A 19,675-nucleotide genomic window follows, 5' to 3' on the forward strand; every position below is an offset into this window, starting at 1 on the left:
TGCGGTTCTTCGCGGCCGGCTGCGCGCGGGCGCTGCAACTGGTCGCGCCGGGCCTGCATGAACGGCCGGAAACGATTAAGCTGCTCTGGTGAAGGTTTTGGCAGCAATGAGTGGCGGAGTGGACTCCGCCGTTGCCGCCGCGCGCGCGGTTGAGGCCGGGCACGAGGTTGTGGGAGTGCATCTCGCGCTCAGCCGCATGCCGGGCACGCTGCGCACGGGGTCGCGCGGCTGCTGCACGATCGAAGACGCGATGGACGCCCGCCGCGTCGCCAACCTGCTTGAGATTCCCTTTTATGTGTGGGATTTCAGCGAGCGGTTCAAAGCCGATGTTGTCGACGATTTCGTCGCGGAATACGCCGCCGGGCGCACGCCGAATCCGTGCATGCGGTGCAACGAGAAGATTAAGTTCGCCGCGCTGCTCGATAAGGCGATCGCGCTGGGGTTTGACGCCGTCGCGACGGGGCACTACGCAACGCTCATCGATGGCGCAGACGGGCCCGAGCTGCACCGCGCGAGCGCCTGGGCGAAAGACCAGTCGTACGTGCTCGGTGTGCTCACCGGGCCACAGCTCGAGCGGTGCTACTTCCCGCTCGGCGATACGCCGTCGAAGGCACTGATTCGCGAAGAGGCGGCGGATCGCGGAATCCAGATCGCCCAGAAGCCCGACAGCCACGATATCTGCTTCATTCCCGATGGCGACACCAGGGGGTGGCTCTCGGAGCACCTGCACCGCGAGCCCGGTGAGATTCTCGATGAGTCTGGCGCAGTGGTCGGCAGCCACGACGGCGCGCACGGCTACACGATCGGGCAGCGCCGCGGGCTGCAGCTTGGTGTCCCGGCACCAGACGGCAACCCACGCTACGTGCTCTCGATTCGCCCGGTGTCGAACCAGGTGGTTGTTGGCCCGAAAGAGATGCTCGACATCTCGCGCATCGCCGGCGGGCGGTTCACCTGGGCAGGCGAACCGGGGCTTGACCTCACGGAGACCTTTGACTGCGACGTGCAAATTCGTGCGCACGCAGACCCAGTGCCGGCGCGCGCCCGCGTCGTGCCGATCCTCGACGAGGAGCGCACCGAAGAGCACCGTGTCGAGGCGACGCACGAGGTCGTCGTCGACATTAATCTCGAGCAGACCGAGCCCCTTTCTGGCGTCGCTCCTGGCCAAACCGCTGTGCTGTACCTCGGCACCAGGGTGCTCGGCCAGTTCACGGTCGATCGCGCGATTTCCGCGCGCGTGCACGCCGCGGCCTAGCCCCCGGCGTTGCACGGCCCCGGCCTCGACGCGACCGGCGGGGAGGCAGCTGTGACTTCGGGCATGCCGCGGTCGGTTTGTCGGCGGTGGCTCGTAAACTGGTGGCGTGAGTGAAGCACCTGCAACCCCCAGCGATTTCGAAGCGGCGCGCGCCGAGAGCGCTGCCCTGACCGCCGAGATCGAGCGTCTTCGAACCGCCTATCACGCGGAGGGCGTGAGCCTCGTCTCCGACGCCGAGTACGACGAGCTGTTTCGCAGGCTCGAGGCGATCGAACGGGCGTTCCCGGCGCTCGCTGGGCAAGACAGCCCCACGCAAGAGGTGGGCGCGGCCGTCGTCTCTGCCGGGTTCCCCGAGCATGAGCACGCCGAGCGCATGCTCAGCCTCGACAACGTGTTCTCCATCGATGAGTTTCGCGAGTGGGCTGACAAGACTCGAGCTGCGGCGGGGCGGCCGGTGCGCTGGCTCTCCGAGCTGAAAATCGATGGCCTCGCCATCAGCCTCGCCTACCGAAACGGCGTGCTCGAGACCGCTACGATGCGCGGCGACGGCCGTGTGGGCGAGAACATTACCGAGAACCTTGAATTCATCCCGGTGATTCCGCGCGAACTCACGGGGGAGGGCATCCCCGAGTTCTTCGAGGCCCGCGGCGAGGTGTTCTTGCGCGTCGAAGACTTCGAGGCGCTGAATGTGCGCCAGCACGAGCTGCAGGCGCAGTTTGTGGCTGATGAGCTGGCGAAGGGCAAGGCCGAGGCCGATATCAAGGTGCGCTTCCCAGAGTTTGCGAACGCCCGCAACACCGCCGCTGGCAGCCTGCGCCAGCGTGCCGAGAAGAAAACCCCGTTCGAGCTCGAGCTCATGCGCGAGCGCCTCGGGCGGCTCTCGCTCTACGTGCACGGCATCGGGGCGTGGTCGCACCCCGAGTTTGAGAACCAATCAGACGCCTACCGGCTGCTCGGCGAGTGGGGGCTGCCGGTGTCGCCGCACTCTCGCGTGTTCGAAACGGTCGACGACGTCGCGAGCTTCATCGTAGATCGCGGCGAGCATCGCCACGACGTCGAGCACGAGATCGACGGCATCGTTGTCAAGGTCGACGAACTCGCCCTGCACCAGGAGCTCGGCGAGACCAGCCGTGCCCCGCGCTGGGCGATCGCCTACAAGTACCCGCCAGAAGAGGTCTACACGACGCTGCTCGACATCAGGGTCGGCGTCGGGCGAACAGGGCGGGCGACGCCTTACGCGGTCATGGCGCCCGTGAAGGTTGCCGGTTCGACGGTGAGCCAGGCGACGCTGCACAACCAAGACGTGGTGCGCGCGAAAGGCGTGTGGATCGGCGACACGGTCGTGCTGCGAAAGGCCGGCGACGTCATTCCAGAGGTTCTCGGCGCGGTGCTCGAGCGGCGCGACGGCACGCAGCGCGAGTGGGAGATGCCGCGAGACTGCCCCGAGTGCGGCACCGAGCTGCGGGCTATGAAAGAGGGCGACATCGATCTGCGCTGCCCGAACGCCCGCGCCTGCCCGGCGCAGGTGCGCGGCAGGGTCGAGCACATCGGCTCCCGTGGCGCGCTCGACGTCGAGGTGCTCGGCGAGATCACGGCGGCGGCGCTGACCCAGCCCGAGGTGCCGAAGCAGCCGCCCCTCGAGACCGAGGCGGGGCTGTTCGAGCTGACACTCGAGCAGCTGGTGCCCATCGTCGTGATCGTGCGCGACGCCGAGACGGGCGAGCCCGTGCTCGAAGACGACGGCGAGCCGAGGCGGCGCGCCCCGTTCCAGCGGCTCAGCGCCCCGACTTACCCGCCGGGGTGGGAAGACAAGTCGCAGGCCGAGCGCCGCGCCGCGGGCGTGAAGAAAGACCACCGCGAGGTGCTGCCGTCGAAGACGGCCGAGACGTTCCTCGCGGAGCTCGAGAAGGCGAAGACGAAGCCGCTCTGGCGCCTCATCGTCTCGCTCAATATCCGCCACGTCGGCCCGGTCGCCGCGCGTGCGCTCGCAGACTGGTTCGGCTCCCTCGACGCGATTCGCGCCGCAAGCGTCGACGAGCTCGCCGAGGTCGAGGGCGTTGGCGCGATCATCGCGGAGTCGCTGCTCGCCTGGTTCGAGGTCGACTGGCACGTCGAGATCGTCGACCGCTGGCGTGAGGCCGGGGTGCGGTGGTCGACGCCCGGCCACCCTGGGCCGGGGGCCGTGGCCAACGCCGAGGGAGTGCTCTCCGGGCTGACGGTTGTCGCGACGGGGTCGCTCGACGGCTTCACCCGCGACGGGGCGAAAGAAGCCATCATTCAGGCGGGTGGCAAGGCGGCCTCGAGCGTTTCGAAAAAAACCGACTACGTCGCTGCCGGGCCGGGTGCAGGCTCGAAACTCGCGAAGGCCGAGGAGCTCGGCATCCCGGTGCTCGACGCCGCGGGGTTTGCGATTCTCGTCACCGAGGGGCCGGCCGGGCTGCCGGCCGCCACGGCACCCGACGCGAGCTAGCGCCGCCGCTAGCGTGCCGGGGCGAGCCTGCCGGTGCGAGCCAGCATGACCCCGCGCCAGCAGTGCGCGAGCGGTTATCCACACTTCGGCTCAGAGCACCGCACCTGCTTGGCTGTGGCGGCTACGCTGGGCCGTATTCATCACTCACCGACCGGCGCGATTGCGAAGGAGCTCTTATGATCACACGCGAAACGGCCCTCGGCCGCCCCGCCTGGGCGACCCAGAGCGCGCTCCTTGAGCACTACTACGACACCGAGTGGGGCATGCCGGTGCGAGACGAACACGGCGTGTTCGAACGGCTCACGCTCGAGGCGTTTCAGTCGGGGCTGTCGTGGGTCACGGTGCTGCGCAAGCGCGACGCGTTTCGCGCCGCCTTTCGCGGCTTCGACCCGGCAGAGATCGCGCGGTTCTCAGCGGCCGACGTCGAGCGGCTGCTCGCCGACGAGGGCATCATTAGAAACCGGCAGAAGATCGAGGCCACGATCGCCAACGCGCGGGCTACCCTCGAGCTGCATGCCGCGGGCGAGACCCTCAGCGAGCTCGTCTGGCAGCACCGGCCCGAGACGACGCCGGTGCCCGCGACCGAGGCAGACATTGCCACAACGTCGGCCGAGTCTGTGGCGCTCGCCAAGGCGCTGAAGCGGCGGGGGTTTCGCTTCGTCGGGCCGACGACGATGTACGCGCTGATGAGCGCGATCGGGCTCGTCGACCTGCACCTGGTGGGGAGCCACCGCCGCGGCTGCTCGGGCCTCTGGAATAGTGATGGCACGAGACGCAGTGAGCCCGCTAGGGTGTGACTATGTGCACTCGTTTCCTGTGGTCTTCGGCCGGCGCTCCCGGCTCCGGCAATGTCTTGGTCGGTCGCAGCATGGACTGGTTCGAAGACACCCGCACGGTGCTTGCCGTGCGGCCGCGGGGCGCGGTGCGGCAGAGCGCCCCGGGCGACCCCGGCTCGTTTGAGTGGACATCGCACTACGGCAGCGTGGTCAGCCTGATGTACGGAGAAATATCGGTCGACGGCATCAACGAGGCTGGTTTCCAGGCGAGCGGGCTCTACCTCGCGGAGTCAGACTACGGTGCGCGCGACACCGCCCGCCCGGCGCTCGCACTCGCGCAGGCCATTCAGTGCCTGCTCGATCGCTTCGAGACGGTCGCAGACGCGGTCGCCTGGCTGCAACAGAGCAACGTGCAGATCATTCCGCTCGACATCGGCGGCAAGCCGGGCACCGGGCATATCGCGCTCGCAGACCGCAGCGGCGATTCGGCGATCGTCGAGTTCCTCGAGGGAGAGCTCGTGCTGCACCACGGAGCCGAGTTCACGGTCATGGCGAACTCCCCGCAGTACGACGAGCAGCTTGAGCTCGAGCGGCGCTACGCGGGCCTCGGCGGCAGCGATCCGCTCCCCGGCGGCACCGACTCGCCCGACCGGTTCGCGCGCGCGGCATACTACTCCTCACGCCTGCCGCACACGCGCGACGAGCGCGAGGCCGCGGCCTACGTGTTCAGCGTGATCCGCAACGCCTCCGCCCCGTTCGGCACGGCCGACCCGGTGCGGCCGAACGTCTCGACCACGAGGTGGCGCACCGTCGCCGACCTCACGGCGAGCAGGTACTTCTTCGAGACAACCGATAGCCCGAATGTCGTGTGGGTGAAGCTCGACAAGATCGATCTGGCCCCGGGCCCCGAACTGCGCTTCGACCCGCAGGCCTCGATCGAGGTCAGCGGCAACGTCAACGCCGAGTTCCTGGCCGCGTAGCACGCGCGCGAGCGGTGCCGCCGTGTAGCCCGCGCGCCACCTGGGCCGCCGCGTAGGCCGCGGGCCAGCGGTGCCGCTCCGGGGCGCACCGAGATCGGCGGCGAACTGGCTGTTCTCCCCGTCGCCGCTCGCTAGACTGGACAGGTTGAGAACCACTCCCAATCCATGATGGAGCAGCATGTCTGAAACCCCTGCGGCCGAAAACGCCGCACCCGAGATTACGGCGGAGACCGTGCAGCATCTCGCTGGTCTCGCCCGCATCGCACTGACCGACGCCGAGGTCGAGGGGCTCACCTTCGAGCTTGACTCGATCCTCACCAACATTGCGAAGGTGAGCGAGGTCGCGACCGACGACATCCCCGCGACGAGCCACCCGATCCCGCTGTCAAACGTCACCCGCGTTGACGAGGTTGCCGACGTGCTCACCCGCGAGCAGGCGCTTGCGAACGCTCCGGCCACCGCAGACGGCATGTTCCGTGTGTCATCGATTCTGGGGGAGGAGCAGTAATGAGCGAGCTCACGACACTGACCGCCGCCGAGCTCTCGGCGAAACTCACCTCGGGTGAGGTCTCCGCCGTCGAGGCGACGCAGGCCCACCTTGACAGGATCGCCGCGGTCGACGGCGACATCCACGCCTTCCTCGCGACCGATAGCGATGCCTCGCTCGCTGCGGCCCGCGCAGTCGACGAGCGCCGCGCCGCGGGCGAACAGCTCGGCGAGCTCGCCGGCGTGCCCCTCGCGATCAAGGACGTGCTCGTCACGACCGACATGCCGTCGACCTCTGGCTCGAAGATTCTCGAGGGCTACCGCTCGCCGTTCGACGCGACCGTCGTCGCGAAGGCGCGCGCCGCAGGCCTCATCAACATCGGCAAGACGAACATGGACGAGTTCGCGATGGGCTCGGCAACCGAGAACTCGGCCTACGGCCCGACGTTCAACCCCTGGGCGCTCGACCGCGTGCCAGGCGGCTCGGGCGGCGGCTCGGCCGCGGCCGTGAGCGCGTTTGAGGCGCCGCTCGCGCTCGGCAGCGACACGGGCGGATCGATCCGCCAGCCGGCAGCGCTGACGGGCACCGTCGGCGCGAAGCCCACCTACGGCGGCGTGAGCCGCTACGGCGCGATCGCGCTCGCCTCGTCGCTCGACCAGGTCGGGCCGTGCGCGCGCACGGTGCTCGACACCGCACTGCTGCACGACGTCGTCGCCGGCCACGACCGCCACGACGCGACCTCGCTGAACCACGCCTGGCCGTCGATGGCCGCTGCCGCCCGTGACGGCGTCGACCCGGCAAGCCTCAAGGGGCTGCGCGTCGGCGTCATCAAGCAGCTCCAGCTCCCAGGCATGCAGCCGGGCGTGAAGGAGCGCTTCGACGAGACCGTCGCGCTGCTCACCGCGCAGGGTGTCGAGGTCGTCGAGATCGACGCACCGCACTTCGAGTACGCGGTCGCCGCGTACTACCTCATTCTGCCCTCGGAGGCCTCCTCGAACCTCGCGAAGTACGACTCCGTGCGCTTCGGCCTGCGCGTCGAGCCGGAAGGTGGCGGCACGATCGAGAGCGTCATGAGCGCGACCCGCGGGGCCGGTCTCGGACCCGAGGTGAAGCGTCGCATCATCCTCGGCACCTACGCGCTCTCGGCTGGCTACTACGACGCCTACTACGGCAGCGCGCAGAAGGTGCGTACGCTCATTCAGCGCGACTTCGCAGCGGCCTTCAGCCAGGTCGACGTGATCGTCTCGCCGACGGCGCCGACGACCGCCTGGAACATTGGGCACGTCAACGAGGATCCGATGCAGGACTACCTCAACGACGCGACGACGATCCCCGCAAACCTCGCGGGCATCCCGGGTCTGAGCCTGCCAATCGGCACCGCGAGCGAAGACGGCCTGCCGGTCGGCCTGCAGCTCATGGCTCCGGCGTTTGAAGACGCCCGCCTGTACCGCGCTGCCTCCGCGATCGAGTCGCTCATCACCGCGCGTGACGGCAAGCCCTTCTGGGCGCAGGCACCCTCCCTTGTATCGGCTTCCACCGGAAAGGCGGCAGCGTAATGGCGAAGACGAAGCTCATGGACTTCGACAAGGCGCTCGAGCTCTTCGAACCGGTCATCGGCCTCGAGGTGCACGTCGAGCTCAACACCAAGACGAAGATGTTCTCGTCGGCGCCGAACGTGTTCGGCTCAGAGCCGAACACGAACCTCGCGCCCGTCTGCCTCGGCCTTCCCGGGTCGCTGCCGGTCGTGAACGAGGAGGCGGTGAAGTACTCGATCCGCCTCGGTCTCGCTCTCGGCTGCGATATCGCAGAGGTGTCGGGCTTCGCCCGCAAGAACTACTTCTACCCCGACATGGGCAAGAACTACCAGATCTCGCAGTACGACGATCCGATCGCGCACGACGGCTCGGTCGAGATTGAGCTCGAGTCGGGCCGCGTGATCCACGTGCCGATCGAGCGCGCACACATGGAAGAAGACGCCGGCAAGCTCAACCACGTCGGCGGATCGACGGGGCGCATCCAGGGCGCCGAGTACTCGCTCGTCGACTACAACCGCGCCGGTGTGCCACTCGTCGAGATCGTCACCCACCCGATCTTCGGCGGCGAGGCAGATACGCCAGAGATCGCGGCCGCCTATGTGTCGACGATCCGCGACATCGTCGTCTCGCTCGGCATCTCGGATGCGCGCATGGAGCGCGGCAACATTCGCTGCGACGCGAACGTATCGCTGCGCCCGCGCGGCAACGAGGGCGCCGGCATGAGCGTGCTCGGTACCCGCACCGAGACGAAGAACGTGAACTCGCTGCGCTCGATCGAGCGTGCCGTTCGCTTCGAGATCCAGCGTCAGGCGCAGCTGCTCTCCGAGGGCACCGCGATCACGCAGGAGACGCGTCACTGGCACGAGGACACGGGGGAGACCTCGCCCGGCCGTCCGAAGAGCGACGCCGACGACTACCGGTACTTCCCGGAGCCCGACCTGTCGCCGCTCACGCCGTCACGCGAGCTCGTCGAGGAGCTGCGGGCCACGCTGCCCGAGCAGCCGACGCTGCGCCGCCGCAGGCTCGCTGCCGAGTGGGGCTTCTCGCCGCTCGAGTTCCGCGACGTCGTCAACGGCGGCCTGCTCGACGACATCGAGGCGACCGTCGCCGCCGGCGTACCCGCCCAGACCGCGCGCAAGTGGTGGACCGGCGAGATCGCCCGCATCGCGAACGAGCGCTCGGCGGTGCCGACCGACCTCATTACTCCCGAGCAGATTGCCTCGGTTGTTGCGCTCGTCGACGCCGGTACGCTCAACGACAAGCTCGCACGCCAGGTGCTCGCTGGCATCATCGACGGCGAGGGCACCGCGCAGGAGATCGTCGACGCCCGCGGGCTCGCGATCGTCTCCGACGACGGTGCGCTCATCGCGGCCGTTGACGCGGCGCTCGCCGAGCAGCCCGACGTGCTCGAGAAGATTCGCGGCGGCAAGATGCAGGCCGCAGGCGCGATCATTGGCTCCGTCATGAAGGCGATGAAGGGCCAGGCTGACGCCGCCCGCGTGCGCGAGCTCGTGCTCGAGCGCGCAAGCGCCGAGTAACGCAACGTATCCCGAGCGGGGCTGGGCGGATCACCACGATCCGCCCAGCCCCGCTCGCGTACCCACCCACATGCTCACCCCAGCCCCTAGCCCCCCAGCCCCGACCCCTCACCCCCTAGCCCCAGCGCCCAAGAACCACTCCCTCAGAGACTTTTCGCCCCGTCACCATCCAAATACCCGACATTTGGATGGTGACGCGGCGAAAACATGGTGAGGGACGGGGCGCCCGGCGGCGGGGCGGCGCCCGGCGGGGCAGGGCCCGGCGGGGCAGGGCAGGGCCGGGCAGGGCGGGGCAGGGCGGGCCAGTCCAGGGCGGGCCATAACGCAAACGGGCGGGTGGTGGATCCCCGAGAGATCCACCACCCGCCCGTTTGCGGCGATGACAGCTAGCGCACGTCTTCGTCGACCCAGTCCATCGACTTGGTGACGGCCTTGCGCCACAGGCGCAGCTGGCGATCCTGCTCCTCCTGCTCCATGGCGGGCTCCCAGCGACGATCCTCCTGCCAGTTTGCAGAGAGGTCGTCGAGGCCGCTCCAGAAGCCGACCGCGAGACCGGCGGCGTAGGCGGCGCCGAGCGCCGTCGTCTCTGCGACGACGGGGCGCACGACGGGCACGCCGAGCACGTCTGCCTGGAACTGCATGAGTGCGTTGTTCGCGACCATACCGCCGTCGACCTTGAGCTCCGTGAGATCGACACCAGCGTCTGCGTTCACCGCGTCGAGCACGTCGCGCGTCTGGAACGCGACGGCCTCAAGCGCGGCACGGGCGATGTGGCCCTTGTTCGCGTAGCGGGTGAGGCCAACGATGGCGCCACGCGCGTCGGGCCGCCAGTACGGGGCGTAGAGCCCCGAGAACGCCGGCACGATGTAGACGCCGCCGTTGTCTGGCACGCTCGCCGAGAGCTCCTCGACGTCGGGTGCCGACTCGATGATGCCGAGCTGGTCGCGCAGCCACTGGATGAGCGAACCGGTGACCGCGATCGAGCCCTCGAGGGCGTAGTGCGTCGGGCCGTCGCCGAGCTTGTAGCCGACGGTCGTGAGCAGGCCGTTCTTCGAGTGTACGATCTCCTCGCCCGTGTTGAAGATGAGGAAGCAGCCGGTGCCGTAGGTGTTCTTCGACTCACCAGCCTCGAACGCGGCCTGCCCGAACGTTGCCGCCTGCTGGTCGCCGAGAATGCCCGAGATCGGGGTCTCGCGCAGCAGTGACGAATCCTCGGCAACGCCGTAGACCTCGGACGACGACTTAATCGCCGGCATCATAGACTTCGGCACGCCGAACGCGTCGAGAATGTCGTCGCGCCACTCGAGCGTCGCGAGATCCATGAAGAGCGTGCGCGAGGCGTTCGTGACGTCGGTCGCGTGCACCCCGCCCTCGGGGCCGCCCGTGAGGTTCCAGAGCACCCAGCTGTCGGTCGTGCCGAAGATGAGGTCGCCGGCATCGGCCGATGCGCGCGCGCCCTCGACATTCTCGAGAATCCACGCGATCTTCGTGCCCGAGAAGTAGGTCGCGAGCGGCAGGCCGACGATCTCCTTGAAGCGATCGGTTCCGCCGTCAGCCGCGAGGCGGTCGACGATGTCTTGGGTGCGGGTGTCTTGCCACACGATGGCGTTGTAGACGGGAACGCCGGTGTGCTTATTCCAGACGACGGTGGTCTCGCGCTGGTTCGTGATGCCGATCGAGGCGATGTCGTGACGGGTGAGGTCGGCGCGGCCGAGGGCGATGCCAATGACCTCCTGCACATTTTGCCAGATCTCGGCGGCATCGTGCTCGACCCAGCCGGCCTGCGGCATGATCTGCTCGTGCTCCTTCTGGCCGACAGAGATGATCGAGCCGGCTTTGTCGAAGATGATCGCGCGCGTCGACGTGGTTCCCTGGTCGATGGCGACTACGTAGTTTGCCATTGTCTAATCCTTTCGGGGAGGCTTAGGCCGCGAGGCCGAGGAGAGCGGGGGCCGCGAGCGCGGCGAGCACGCCGCCGACGAGCGGGCCGAAAACGGGCACCCATGAGTAGCCCCAGTCGCTCGCGCCCTTGCCCTTGATTGGCAGGATTGCGTGTGCGATGCGGGGGCCGAGGTCACGCGCTGGGTTGATCGCGTAGCCGGTCGGGCCGCCGAGCGACGCGCCGATGCCGACGACGACGAGTGCGACGGGCAGGGCCGCGAGCGGGCCGAGGCCACCGGGAACGCCGACCTCGATGTCGCCGTAGTCGGCGAATGCGAAGATCGCGAACACGAGCACGAAGGTCGCGATGACCTCGGTGATGAAGTTCCACCCGTAGGAGCGCATCGCGGGCCCGGTGGAGAAGACGCCAAGCTTGTTCGCAGCCTCAGGCTCATCGTCAAAGTGCTGCTTGTAGCTCACCCAGCAGAAGATCGCGCCGACGATGCCGCCGAGCACCTCGGCCGCGAAGGCGACGAAGAACATGGGAGCGGTGATCGTGCCAGCGACGAGCAGGCCGATGCCGACCGCGGGGTTCAAGATCGCGCCGGAGTATGCCGATACGAGCACACCCATGAACACCGCGAGGCCCCAGCCCCAGTTCACCATGAGGAAGCCGCCGGCATTGCCCTTGGTCTTCGCGAGGGCAACGTTGGCGACGACGCCACAGCCCAGCAGCACGAGCAGGCCCGTGCCAACGAATTCGGAGAGGAAGTACAGTCCGAGGTTTATCTCATTCATTTGTCTTCATTGACCTTTCAAAGAACCATCGTTCCGGTCGGAAATCGATGGTGTGTGGAAGCGCGAGTCTACGCGCCTACGGTAAACAACGGGCGTCGATGCACACTTACGGCATCAACGGATGCCGGCCACCACTCAGCCGGCGATAAACGCTCCCCCCTTTGCTGTATCGATGCGGTGGGCATCGCGCAGCAGCGCGATGAACCGCTCAATTTCCGTAGTCTGTTGTGCCTCGTCCCAGCCGAGCACCGGCGCGACGGCGCCTGCTGCGGCACGAACGCGGGCGTCGGTGAGCCCGCCGACAAAGGCGATCGAGGTGCGTCGTAGCAGCAAATCATCGAGGTGCACGACCTGTTCGGTTTCGGCGAGGTGTGCAAGCTCGGCAGCCGTGTAGCCGGGGAGGTCTGTGAGCTCGGGATCCTGCTCGGGCGTGGCCTGAATAACCTCGGTCGCACGCGTGCCGTAGCGCTCGAGCAATTGCTCCACGCGGCCCTGATCGCGGCCGTCGGCCTGCTCGGTCAGCCAGCGAACGCGCGCGTTGCGATCGGTTGGATACCCTGCTCCGCCGCCGATCTTGAGCGTTTCGGTTGTCACCTTGCGCTCCCTGCCGAGCAGCGCGAGCGTGTCGTTCGCAAGGTGCTCGGCGAGCGCGCGAAACGTCGTCCACTTGCCGCCGACCAGGCTGAGCACGGGGGTGCCGAGCGAGTTCGATTCGACGATGCGGTAGTCGCGCGACACGAACCCCGGCGCGGTGTCATCGTGATGCGGCAGCGGGCGGATCCCCGAGAACGAATATACGATGTGGCTGCGATCAACCGTGAGCGTGGGGAAGACCTGGCCGATGAGGTCGAAGAAGTACTCGACCTCGTCGTCTGTGCAGACGACAGGCTTCGCCGGGTCGGCGTCGATGTCGGTGGTGCCGACGAGCACGCGGCCCTTGAGCGGGTAGATGAGCACGATGCGGCCGTCGGAGTGTTCGAAGAAGATCTCGCGGCCGGCGGTCGCCGCGAGCAGCTCGGGGTGGTCGAGAACAATGTGCGAGCCCTTGGTGCCGCCCATGTACTCGGTGTGCTCGCCGAGGGCGGAGTTCGTGATGTCTGTCCACGGGCCACTCGTGTTGAGCACGACCTTCGCGCCGAAATCAAAGGTCTCGCCGGTAAGTTCGTCGCGCAGCGTCACCTTGCCGTCGCTCATGCCGACGGCGCCGAGGTAGTTCGCGGCGCGGGCGCTGTCGTCGCCGGCGAGCTCGCCGTCGTGCAGCACGTCGAGCGCGAGCCGCTCGGGGTCGTGCATCGATGCGTCGTAATACGTCGCCGTGTACTTGATGTCGGAGTTCATCGTGGGCAGCTCGGCGAGCGACTTCTTCCTGCCGAGGAAGCGGTGCCTTGGCACCTGGCCGCCGTCGCGCGAGAACGTGTCGTACATCATCAGGCCCATCTTGATGAGCGCGGCGCCGCGCTCGCGGGGCTTGCCGCGGCCGTGGGTGACGAGCAGCCGAAACGGCGCCGAGAGGATGCCCGAGAAAGTCGAGAAGATCGGAATAGTCGTCTCGAGCGGGCGCACGTAGTGGGGTGCGGTGCGCAGCAGCCGGTTGCGCTCGGTCACCGACTCCTGCACGAGCCGAAACTCACCGTTCTCGAGGTAGCGAATGCCGCCGTGAATCATGTGGCTCGACGCAGACGAGGCGCCGGAGACAAAGTCACCGCGCTCCACAAGCGCAACGTCAACGCCCTGGAGCGCGAGATCGCGGAACGTAGCGATGCCGTTAATGCCTGCTCCGATGATCAGTACGTCAGCGTTCGGCCGCTCGCGCAGCCGCGCGATGCTCGGTCGGGGTGATTCGTGACGCACATGCATAACGGAGCCTCTCTCGGGTTGTGACCCAAGCTTGCTCGTTCGGTGCACTGAATTGCAAAGCTCTTGCACATATGTGCAAAACTTGCAGTGAACTGAGGAGCGAAACATGGCGGCAGGTCGGAAAAGTGTGAAAATGCGCGAGGCGCTCGCGGCGGCACACCTGTACTACCGACAGGATTTCACGATGGAGGCCATCGCAAGCGAACTGGGGGTGTCGCGCTCCTCGGTGTCTCGGCTGCTGAGCTATGCCCGCGAATCCGGGCTCGTCGAGATTCGCATTCATTCGCCGCAGGAGGCGCGCTCGCGTGTCGAGCAGCGCTTCGCAGAGCGCTTTGGGGTCGCGGCGCACGTCGTTCCCGTTCCGGGCAAGCTCTCTGAGGCAGAACAGCTCGAGCGCACAGCCCAGGCGGCGGCCCACATTATTACCGCGATGGTCAAGCCTCGCTCCATCGTTGGGCTCGCGTGGGGGTCAACGATGGCCGCGGTCACCAAACATCTTCCGGGCACAACGAAGCAGGGCGTGCAGCTCGTGCAAATGAATGGCGCCGCAAACGTGTACTCCACCGGGCTGCAGTACACGACTGAGCTGCTTGGGGGCTTCGCGGAGCGGCTCTCGGCAGAGGTGTTTCAGCTCGCCGTGCCGGCGATCTTCGACGACCCCGCGACGCGCGAGGCGCTGTGGCGCGAGCGCTCCATCGCGCGGGTGCTCGACATGCAGGCGGCCGCCAACCTGTTTATCTTCGGCCTCGGTTCGCGCATCGGCGACCCGCGTTCCCACATCTACTCCGGCGGCTACCTCGGGGCAGACGACCTCGGTCAGCTGGCGGGCGAGGGCGTCGTCGGCGATTGCGCCAGCAGGTTCTACCGGCTCGACGGCACGACGGCGGGCATTCCCATCAACGACCGCTCGAGCGGGCCATCGTTCGACATTGTGCGACGGGCGCCCCAGCGCATCTGCGTGGTATCTGGCGCTACCAAGCGCGACAGCCTTCGCGGCGCGCTCGCCGCGGGGCTCATCACCGACCTCGTCGTCGATGAGCCGCTCGCCCGGCTGGTGCTCGCCGCGGGGGAGTAGTGGCCCAGCCCGGTCACGCACCAGCAGGCGCACTGTCAGCGGTGTGTGGTGTGATTGAGGGGTGGGAACAGGAGTGAGAGCTACAGCATCGATGCTGCACGTCGACATGGATGCGTTCTTCGTTTCCGTCGAGCTGCTCGATCGACCCGAGCTGCGCGGGTTGCCCGTCGCGGCCGCGCACGACACGGGTCGTTCGGTGATCTCGAGCGCGAGCTACGAGGCGCGAAAGTTCGGTGTACGCTCGGCCATGCCTGTCGGCCGAGCCAGACAACTCTGCCCGCAGATCATCTTCGTAACACCGGTGTTCGAGAAATATCGAGTTGCCTCACGCCGCGTCATGGCGATCTTTCGCGAGTTCACACCGCTCGTCGAACCGTTGAGCATTGACGAAGCGTTTCTCGACGTCGCGGGTTCCGTCGGCATTTTTGGTGAGCCGATCGAGATCGCAAGGCAGATCAAAGATCGCGTTTTCACGGAGACGGGGCTGCCGCTGTCTGTCGGCCTCGCCGGCACGAAGTTCGTCGCGAAGCTTGCCTCGCAGCGCGCCAAGCCCGAGGGCATTCTCGAGATTCCGCCGGCGAGAACGCTGGAGTTTCTTCACCCGCTGCCCATTCAGGCTATGTGGGGAGTCGGGGCCGCGACCGAGCGTGCCCTGAAGACCCGCGCGATCCACACCATCGGCGACCTCGCGCGCGAGCCGCTCGCCTCACTGCGGAGCCTCGTCGGCAACGCGAGCGCGGAGCGACTGCACGAACTCGCCAACGGTCGTGACACCCGCGAAGTCGAAACCACACGGGTCGAGAAAAGCATCGGCCACGAAGAGACGTTTGCCGTCGACGTTAGCGACACGGAGGAGCTCGAGCGCGAGCTGCTGCGGCTCGCGACGCGCACCTCAGAGAGACTGCGAGACGCCGGGCTCGAGGCGAGAACCATCGCGATTAAGGTGCGCTGGGACACGTTTGAGACCGTCACACGCTCGCGCACGCTGCCCGAGCCAACCAACGCGACGCAGCGCGTCTATCGCACCGCGCGAGAGCTGTTCGCTGCGCTTTCGCCAGGGGGCAGGCTCGTGCGGCCCGTTCGGCTGATCGGCGTGCGAGCCGAACAGCTGCTGCCAGCAGGGAGCGAGGGGCAAGCGCTCTGGGACGACGACGAGCAGTGGCGGGCGCTCGATTCGGCGGTCGACGAAGTGCGCGGCCGCTTCGGGGCGGCGGGTCTGACATCGGCGCGGCTGCTGGGTGGGCGTCGCGACGTGGTGGATCACCGGTCGCTGCAAGACCCGGGCTAGGTTCGCGCGCGCAGCGTTCTCGCCTGGGCCGCGGCAGGCTACTCCTCGGTGCGCACGTTGCTGAGGGCGAGCACGGCGTCGAGGAGCGCCGCGAGCCAGTCGTAGACAAGCACCGTGCCGCGCGTGGCTGGGTCGTCGATGAGCCGATCGTAGTCTGCCTCGCGTTCGAGGCCGATGCGGGCCGCCATCGCCAGCCTCAGCGCCGTCACGGTGCGAGCCCAGGCAAGAAACGAGTCTGGGGTAATCGTCACCGCGGTCGTCGGGCCGTCTGCGGTCGGCTCATCATCGCCGGTTCGGCGAGGCGCCGAGCCCGGGGCGCGCAGATCTGCCATGACCTGCTCGGCGTCTTGCAGCTTCCGGTTCACGAGGCCCTGCTCGGTAACCCGGCGAAAGCTCGCTGCGTCGTCGCTGTCGGCAAAGGCATCGGGGAAGAGCCGCGCGAGCGCGGGGTCTGTCGGGGCCTCTTCGCCTCCGCCGATCTCCAGGCGCGCGAACAGCGGGTCTGGGTCTCGGGGCACGGAGCTGTGGCTCTCGAGCAGCATCACGAGCTGGTGTACGAGCTGCTGCAGCACCCCCGCCTCGTCTGAGGCGAAGAGAATCGCCACACCGCTGTCGCCCTGCTGCAGCCTCACGACGCGCCCTCCTGCTCAGCTGTGGCCCAGAGACCGTATTCGTGCATCGCCTCGACGTGCATTTCCATCGCCTCGCGGGAGCCCTCGGCGACGACGGCCCGGCCGACGCTGTGCACGCGCAGCATCAGCTCCTCGGCGCGCTCCGTGGAAAACCCGAAATGCGAGCGAAACACGTAGCTGACGTATGACATCAGGTTGACCGGATCGTCCCAGACGATTGTGCGCCAGGGCTGCGACGGGGCGACCGCGACGGCGCCCTCGTCGTGCGGCGTGCGCTCGACTCCGGGGGCCCGGTCGATCACTATCCCCACCCCAGCTCGTGAATTCGCTCCTCGGTGAGACCGAGGAAGTGGGCGACCTCGTGCACGAGGGTGACTCGAATCTCGCTGACGAGCTCGTCGTGATCGGCGCAGTGGGCGAGCAGGTTCAGCCGAAACAGCGTGATGCGGTCTGGTTCTTCGCCGAACCCGTAAGATTCTCGCTCGGCGAGCGAAAACCCCTCGTAGAGGCCGAGGGTGTCTGCGCCGTCTTCCGGCGCGTCTTCGACGAGAAAGATGACGTTGTCGAGCTGATCGAGCATTTCGTCGGGAAGCGTGTCGAGGCCGTCCGAGACCAGCGCCTCGAACTCATCGCGGGACACATCGAGCATGTCTTCACCCTAGCCGTTCTCAGCGATCCGCGCCGCAAGAAGTTGTCAGTCTGTTGCGCGGCCGCCGCTAGCCCATGCGGTACGCGTGCACCGGCAGGGCGTAGGGCACGCCCGCCTGCTCGCCGCCAGCCGTGAGCACCCCGGTCACGAGGTCGTGCGGGGTCGGGTGGTCGGTGAGTGCCGCGAGGTATTCGCGGTGGGCCGCGAGCGAGGCAATTCCGCGCTCGAGCGACTCCTCCGAGACCTCGATCGCGTGATCGGGGCGGTGCGCGGTCGCGAGCAGCCAGGTGGTCTTCCACGCCGTCAGGCCGCTCGTGAGCTGCTCGGGGAACAGCCAGGGGTTGTCGGCGTCGCGTATCGCGTCGACGACTGCGAGCCCGGTAGCCCGGTGGTCGGCGTGGTTGAGCCCCCAACCGGCCTCAAGATCCCATGTCATCGTGAAAATCGCATCGGGCCGTGCCTCCCGAATCTCGTGCGCGATGCGGCGGCGCGTCTCGATGGAATGCTCGATGAGCCCGTCTGGCATGTCGAGAATGGTGAGCCGGGAGACGCCGACAATCTCACAGGCCTCCCGCTGCTCCTCTGATCGCATCGGGCCGACCTCGACGGGGGAGCGATCGCGAATGCCGGCCTCGCCAGCGGTGAGCAGCAGGTACGAGACCTCGATGCCGCGCGCGGTCCATTCTGCGACCGCGGCCGATGCGCCGTACTCCATGTCGTCGGGGTGCGCCACGATGCAGAGCACGCGCTGAATATCTGCCGGGTCGAAGAGGGCGAGAGTCGTCATGCCCCGAGCCTAGCCGCGAACGAGCGTGGGCTCTAGCGCGCCAACAGGTGCGCTCGGGGCTCGCTGGTGGCTCGGTCTGTGCTCTCGGCTCGCTGGTGGCTCGGACTGCGCTCCAGGGGGTAATCTGCCATAGATGGAACGAAGCCCCCGGCTCGGTGCCTAGCTACTGCAGAAACCCGACGGGGGCGCAACTCGCAGACCCCGCATGCGACAAAAGACCTGTGCCCCGGTTCGAAAACCGGGGCACAGGTCACTTGGGGTGGCTAACGGGACTTGAACCCGCGACCACCGGCACCACAAGCCGGTGCTCTACCGACTGAGCTATAGCCACCATGCGACCGGGCGAGCAAGCTCACCTGGCAACCTGACCAGCATATCCCAACCCCGTGCGCGTTGCCAATTCGCGTGCGACAATCATGGCGTGTCTGAAATAAAAACCAAGCCAACCGACGCCGACGTCGCTGGCTTTCTCGATGCCGTTGCACCCGCTAAGCGGCGCGAAGACGGGCTGGCACTCGCCCAGATCTTCAGCGAAGAAACCGGTGAGGCTCCCGTGCTGTGGGGCCCGAGCATGATCGGGTACGGCAGCTACCGCTACATTTCGCCTGCAAACCCGCGCACGCGAGGCGACTGGCCGAAGACGGGCTTTTCGCCGCGCAAGACGCAGCTCTCGCTCTACGGGCTGAAAGACCTGCCCGAGGGGGCGGCGCTGCTGCCGCGGCTCGGCAAGTACACCGAGGGCGCCGGGTGCGTGTACGTGCGCAAGCTCGAAGACATTGACCTCGCGGTGTTGCGCAAGCTCATCGGCATCGCAGCGGCGCGCCGAGACGACCCTGAGCCAGCCTGATTGGCTCGGGTTGCGCGGTATGCCCCCGCCGCGCCCGCTCGGACGGCCGCGCCCGCTCGGACGGCCGCGCCCGCTCGGACGGCCGCGCCCGCTCGGACGCCCGCCGGTTAGCGCCTACTTCGCCGCAGGCGCTCCCGTCGCGACTGAGTCACCAGGCTCGGCGTCGATGAGCGACGCGTACTGCTCTGACACGGTGCCCGCAACCCGCTTCGATGCCTTCGAGTCTGGGCCTGAGCCGTCGACGAGCACCGTGCCCCGAAAATAAGCGAGCTCCTGAATCGACTCGGCGATGTCAGCGAGCGCCCGGTGCCCGCCACGCTTTGCAGGGGCAGCGTAGTAGGCGCTCGAGTACCACCGGCGCGAGAGCTCCTTGATGGTCGACACGTCGATCGAACGGTAGTGCAGGCGCTCCTCGAGCGTGGGCATGTACTTCGCGATGAAGCGGCGATCCATGCCGATGGTGTTGCCTGCGACGAGCGGGCGCCGGCCCGCCGGCACAAACCGGTTGACGTACTCAATGACCTGAGCCTCGGCGTCGGCAACGGTGACGCCCGCCTCGATGCGGGGGAGCAGGCCAGAGGTCTCGTGCATGTTGCGCACGAAATCGTTCATCTGGGCGAGGGCTGCCTCGCCCGGGTTGATGACGATGTCGAAGCCGGCGTCGAGCGGCTGCAGCTCGAAATCGGTGACGATAACCGCGATCTCGCACAGCCCGTCGGTGTCGGTGTCGAGCCCGGTCATTTCGCAGTCGATCCAGACGATCTGTTCTGCGGGGGCATTCGACAAGGTGACTCCTTTGAGTGGGGGCGCGGTCGAAGCAAGT

At 67.5% G+C, this 19,675-nt stretch carries 18 protein-coding genes and 1 tRNA gene; 10 read left to right on the plus strand and 9 right to left on the minus strand.

Annotated elements, in window-relative coordinates; genetic code table 11:
• Window positions 1-88: 88 nt before the first annotated feature.
• The 7 genes from mnmA to gatB all read left to right on the plus strand — a co-directional run bounded on the left by mnmA (window position 89) and on the right by gatB (window position 9,038).
• Window positions 89-1,252 carry a tRNA 2-thiouridine(34) synthase MnmA gene (mnmA, locus tag ABD115_RS04900; protein WP_343958792.1) on the plus strand — a complete coding sequence of 388 codons (1,164 nt, stop codon included), beginning with the start codon at window positions 89-91 and terminating at the stop codon, window positions 1,250-1,252.
• Between the two features lie 106 nt (window positions 1,253-1,358).
• Window positions 1,359-3,722 (plus strand): NAD-dependent DNA ligase LigA, encoded by a 2,364-nt coding sequence (gene ligA / locus ABD115_RS04905; protein WP_343958793.1) that lies wholly within the window; start codon window positions 1,359-1,361, stop codon window positions 3,720-3,722.
• 176 nt (window positions 3,723-3,898) lie between these two features.
• The gene (locus ABD115_RS04910; RefSeq protein WP_343958795.1) at window positions 3,899-4,519 is read left to right on the plus strand and encodes a DNA-3-methyladenine glycosylase I; all 621 of its coding nucleotides are present in this window, start codon (window positions 3,899-3,901) and stop codon (window positions 4,517-4,519) included.
• A 2-nt stretch (window positions 4,520-4,521) separates the two neighbouring features.
• Window positions 4,522-5,478, plus strand: coding sequence for a linear amide C-N hydrolase (locus ABD115_RS04915; RefSeq protein WP_343958797.1), 957 nt, complete (start codon window positions 4,522-4,524; stop codon window positions 5,476-5,478).
• A gap of 178 nt (window positions 5,479-5,656) precedes the next feature.
• Window positions 5,657-5,986, plus strand: a complete 330-nt coding sequence (gene gatC, locus ABD115_RS04920; RefSeq protein ID WP_343958799.1) for an Asp-tRNA(Asn)/Glu-tRNA(Gln) amidotransferase subunit GatC — start codon at window positions 5,657-5,659, stop codon at window positions 5,984-5,986.
• Window positions 5,986-7,521, plus strand: a complete 1,536-nt coding sequence (gene gatA, locus ABD115_RS04925; RefSeq protein WP_343958801.1) for an Asp-tRNA(Asn)/Glu-tRNA(Gln) amidotransferase subunit GatA — start codon at window positions 5,986-5,988, stop codon at window positions 7,519-7,521. The genes gatC and gatA overlap by 1 nt, the downstream gene beginning before the upstream one ends.
• Window positions 7,521-9,038 (plus strand): Asp-tRNA(Asn)/Glu-tRNA(Gln) amidotransferase subunit GatB, encoded by a 1,518-nt coding sequence (gene gatB, locus ABD115_RS04930; protein ID WP_343958803.1) that lies wholly within the window; start codon window positions 7,521-7,523, stop codon window positions 9,036-9,038. The genes gatA and gatB overlap by 1 nt, the downstream gene beginning before the upstream one ends.
• 386 nt (window positions 9,039-9,424) lie before the next feature.
• Here gatB and glpK read toward each other — a convergent pair whose 3' ends face one another.
• The 3 genes from glpK to ABD115_RS04945 all read right to left on the minus strand — a co-directional run bounded on the left by glpK (window position 9,425) and on the right by ABD115_RS04945 (window position 13,574).
• A complete protein-coding gene (glpK, locus tag ABD115_RS04935; protein ID WP_343958805.1) occupies window positions 9,425-10,939 on the minus strand; it encodes a glycerol kinase GlpK in 1,515 nt (504 codons plus the stop codon).
• Window positions 10,940-10,961: 22 nt separating this feature from the next.
• Window positions 10,962-11,717, minus strand: coding sequence for an MIP/aquaporin family protein (locus tag ABD115_RS04940; RefSeq protein ID WP_343958807.1), 756 nt, complete (start codon window positions 11,715-11,717; stop codon window positions 10,962-10,964).
• Between the two features lie 135 nt (window positions 11,718-11,852).
• Window positions 11,853-13,574, minus strand: coding sequence for a glycerol-3-phosphate dehydrogenase/oxidase (locus ABD115_RS04945; RefSeq protein ID WP_343958809.1), 1,722 nt, complete (start codon window positions 13,572-13,574; stop codon window positions 11,853-11,855).
• A 106-nt stretch (window positions 13,575-13,680) separates the two neighbouring features.
• Between ABD115_RS04945 and ABD115_RS04950 the strand changes: the two genes are divergently transcribed.
• Both ABD115_RS04950 and dinB read left to right on the plus strand, forming a co-directional pair.
• Window positions 13,681-14,649, plus strand: a complete 969-nt coding sequence (locus ABD115_RS04950) for a sugar-binding transcriptional regulator (RefSeq protein ID WP_343958811.1) — start codon at window positions 13,681-13,683, stop codon at window positions 14,647-14,649.
• Window positions 14,650-14,722: 73 nt separating this feature from the next.
• Complete coding sequence (gene dinB, locus ABD115_RS04955; protein ID WP_343958813.1) at window positions 14,723-15,937, plus strand: DNA polymerase IV; 1,215 nt, start codon at window positions 14,723-14,725, stop codon at window positions 15,935-15,937.
• A 38-nt stretch (window positions 15,938-15,975) separates the two neighbouring features.
• On the opposite strand, the gene ABD115_RS04960 is transcribed toward dinB, so the two are convergent.
• The 5 genes from ABD115_RS04960 to ABD115_RS04980 form a co-directional block, all read right to left on the minus strand.
• Window positions 15,976-16,569: a DUF2017 family protein gene (locus tag ABD115_RS04960; protein ID WP_343958815.1), complete on the minus strand. Its 594-nt coding sequence runs from the start codon at window positions 16,567-16,569 to the stop codon at window positions 15,976-15,978.
• The gene (clpS, locus tag ABD115_RS04965; RefSeq protein ID WP_343959849.1) at window positions 16,566-16,868 is read right to left on the minus strand and encodes an ATP-dependent Clp protease adapter ClpS; all 303 of its coding nucleotides are present in this window, start codon (window positions 16,866-16,868) and stop codon (window positions 16,566-16,568) included. The genes ABD115_RS04960 and clpS overlap by 4 nt, the downstream gene beginning before the upstream one ends.
• Before the next feature lie 2 nt (window positions 16,869-16,870).
• Entirely contained in the window at window positions 16,871-17,218 is a 348-nt protein-coding gene (locus tag ABD115_RS04970) for a metallopeptidase family protein (protein WP_343958817.1), read from the minus strand.
• Between the two features lie 67 nt (window positions 17,219-17,285).
• A complete protein-coding gene (locus ABD115_RS04975) occupies window positions 17,286-18,005 on the minus strand; it encodes a PIG-L deacetylase family protein (RefSeq protein WP_343958819.1) in 720 nt (239 codons plus the stop codon).
• A gap of 255 nt (window positions 18,006-18,260) precedes the next feature.
• A tRNA-His gene (locus ABD115_RS04980) sits at window positions 18,261-18,336 on the minus strand.
• Between the two features lie 90 nt (window positions 18,337-18,426).
• On the opposite strand from ABD115_RS04980, the gene ABD115_RS04985 reads away from it, so the two are divergent.
• The gene (locus ABD115_RS04985; RefSeq protein WP_343958821.1) at window positions 18,427-18,852 is read left to right on the plus strand and encodes a DUF1801 domain-containing protein; all 426 of its coding nucleotides are present in this window, start codon (window positions 18,427-18,429) and stop codon (window positions 18,850-18,852) included.
• Between the two features lie 114 nt (window positions 18,853-18,966).
• Here the strand turns inward: ABD115_RS04985 and orn are convergent, their stop codons facing one another.
• Window positions 18,967-19,638, minus strand: a complete 672-nt coding sequence (orn, locus tag ABD115_RS04990) for an oligoribonuclease (RefSeq protein ID WP_343958823.1) — start codon at window positions 19,636-19,638, stop codon at window positions 18,967-18,969.
• Window positions 19,639-19,675: the final 37 nt, after the last annotated feature.

Source organism: Leucobacter albus, assembly GCF_039528015.1.
In the GTDB taxonomy this organism is placed as follows: Bacteria; Actinomycetota; Actinomycetes; order Actinomycetales; family Microbacteriaceae; genus Leucobacter; species Leucobacter albus.

Excerpts from the sequence above, each read along its gene's own strand:
- ABD115_RS04950 (WP_343958811.1), top strand. The coding sequence starts at position 13,681 with ATGGCGGCAGGTCGGAAAAGTGTGAAAATGCGCGAGGCGCTCGCGGCG.
- gatB (WP_343958803.1), top strand. The coding sequence starts at position 7,521 with ATGGCGAAGACGAAGCTCATGGACTTCGACAAGGCGCTCGAGCTCTTC.
- ABD115_RS04970 (WP_343958817.1), bottom strand. The coding sequence starts at position 17,218 with ATGCTCGATGTGTCCCGCGATGAGTTCGAGGCGCTGGTCTCGGACGGC.
- ABD115_RS04915 (WP_343958797.1), top strand. The coding sequence starts at position 4,522 with ATGTGCACTCGTTTCCTGTGGTCTTCGGCCGGCGCTCCCGGCTCCGGC.
- ABD115_RS04975 (WP_343958819.1), bottom strand. The coding sequence starts at position 18,005 with ATGACGACTCTCGCCCTCTTCGACCCGGCAGATATTCAGCGCGTGCTC.
- glpK (WP_343958805.1), bottom strand. The coding sequence starts at position 10,939 with ATGGCAAACTACGTAGTCGCCATCGACCAGGGAACCACGTCGACGCGC.
- gatC (WP_343958799.1), top strand. The coding sequence starts at position 5,657 with ATGTCTGAAACCCCTGCGGCCGAAAACGCCGCACCCGAGATTACGGCG.
- gatA (WP_343958801.1), top strand. The coding sequence starts at position 5,986 with ATGAGCGAGCTCACGACACTGACCGCCGCCGAGCTCTCGGCGAAACTC.
- ABD115_RS04910 (WP_343958795.1), top strand. The coding sequence starts at position 3,899 with ATGATCACACGCGAAACGGCCCTCGGCCGCCCCGCCTGGGCGACCCAG.
- ABD115_RS04940 (WP_343958807.1), bottom strand. The coding sequence starts at position 11,717 with ATGAATGAGATAAACCTCGGACTGTACTTCCTCTCCGAATTCGTTGGC.
- ABD115_RS04945 (WP_343958809.1), bottom strand. The coding sequence starts at position 13,574 with ATGCATGTGCGTCACGAATCACCCCGACCGAGCATCGCGCGGCTGCGC.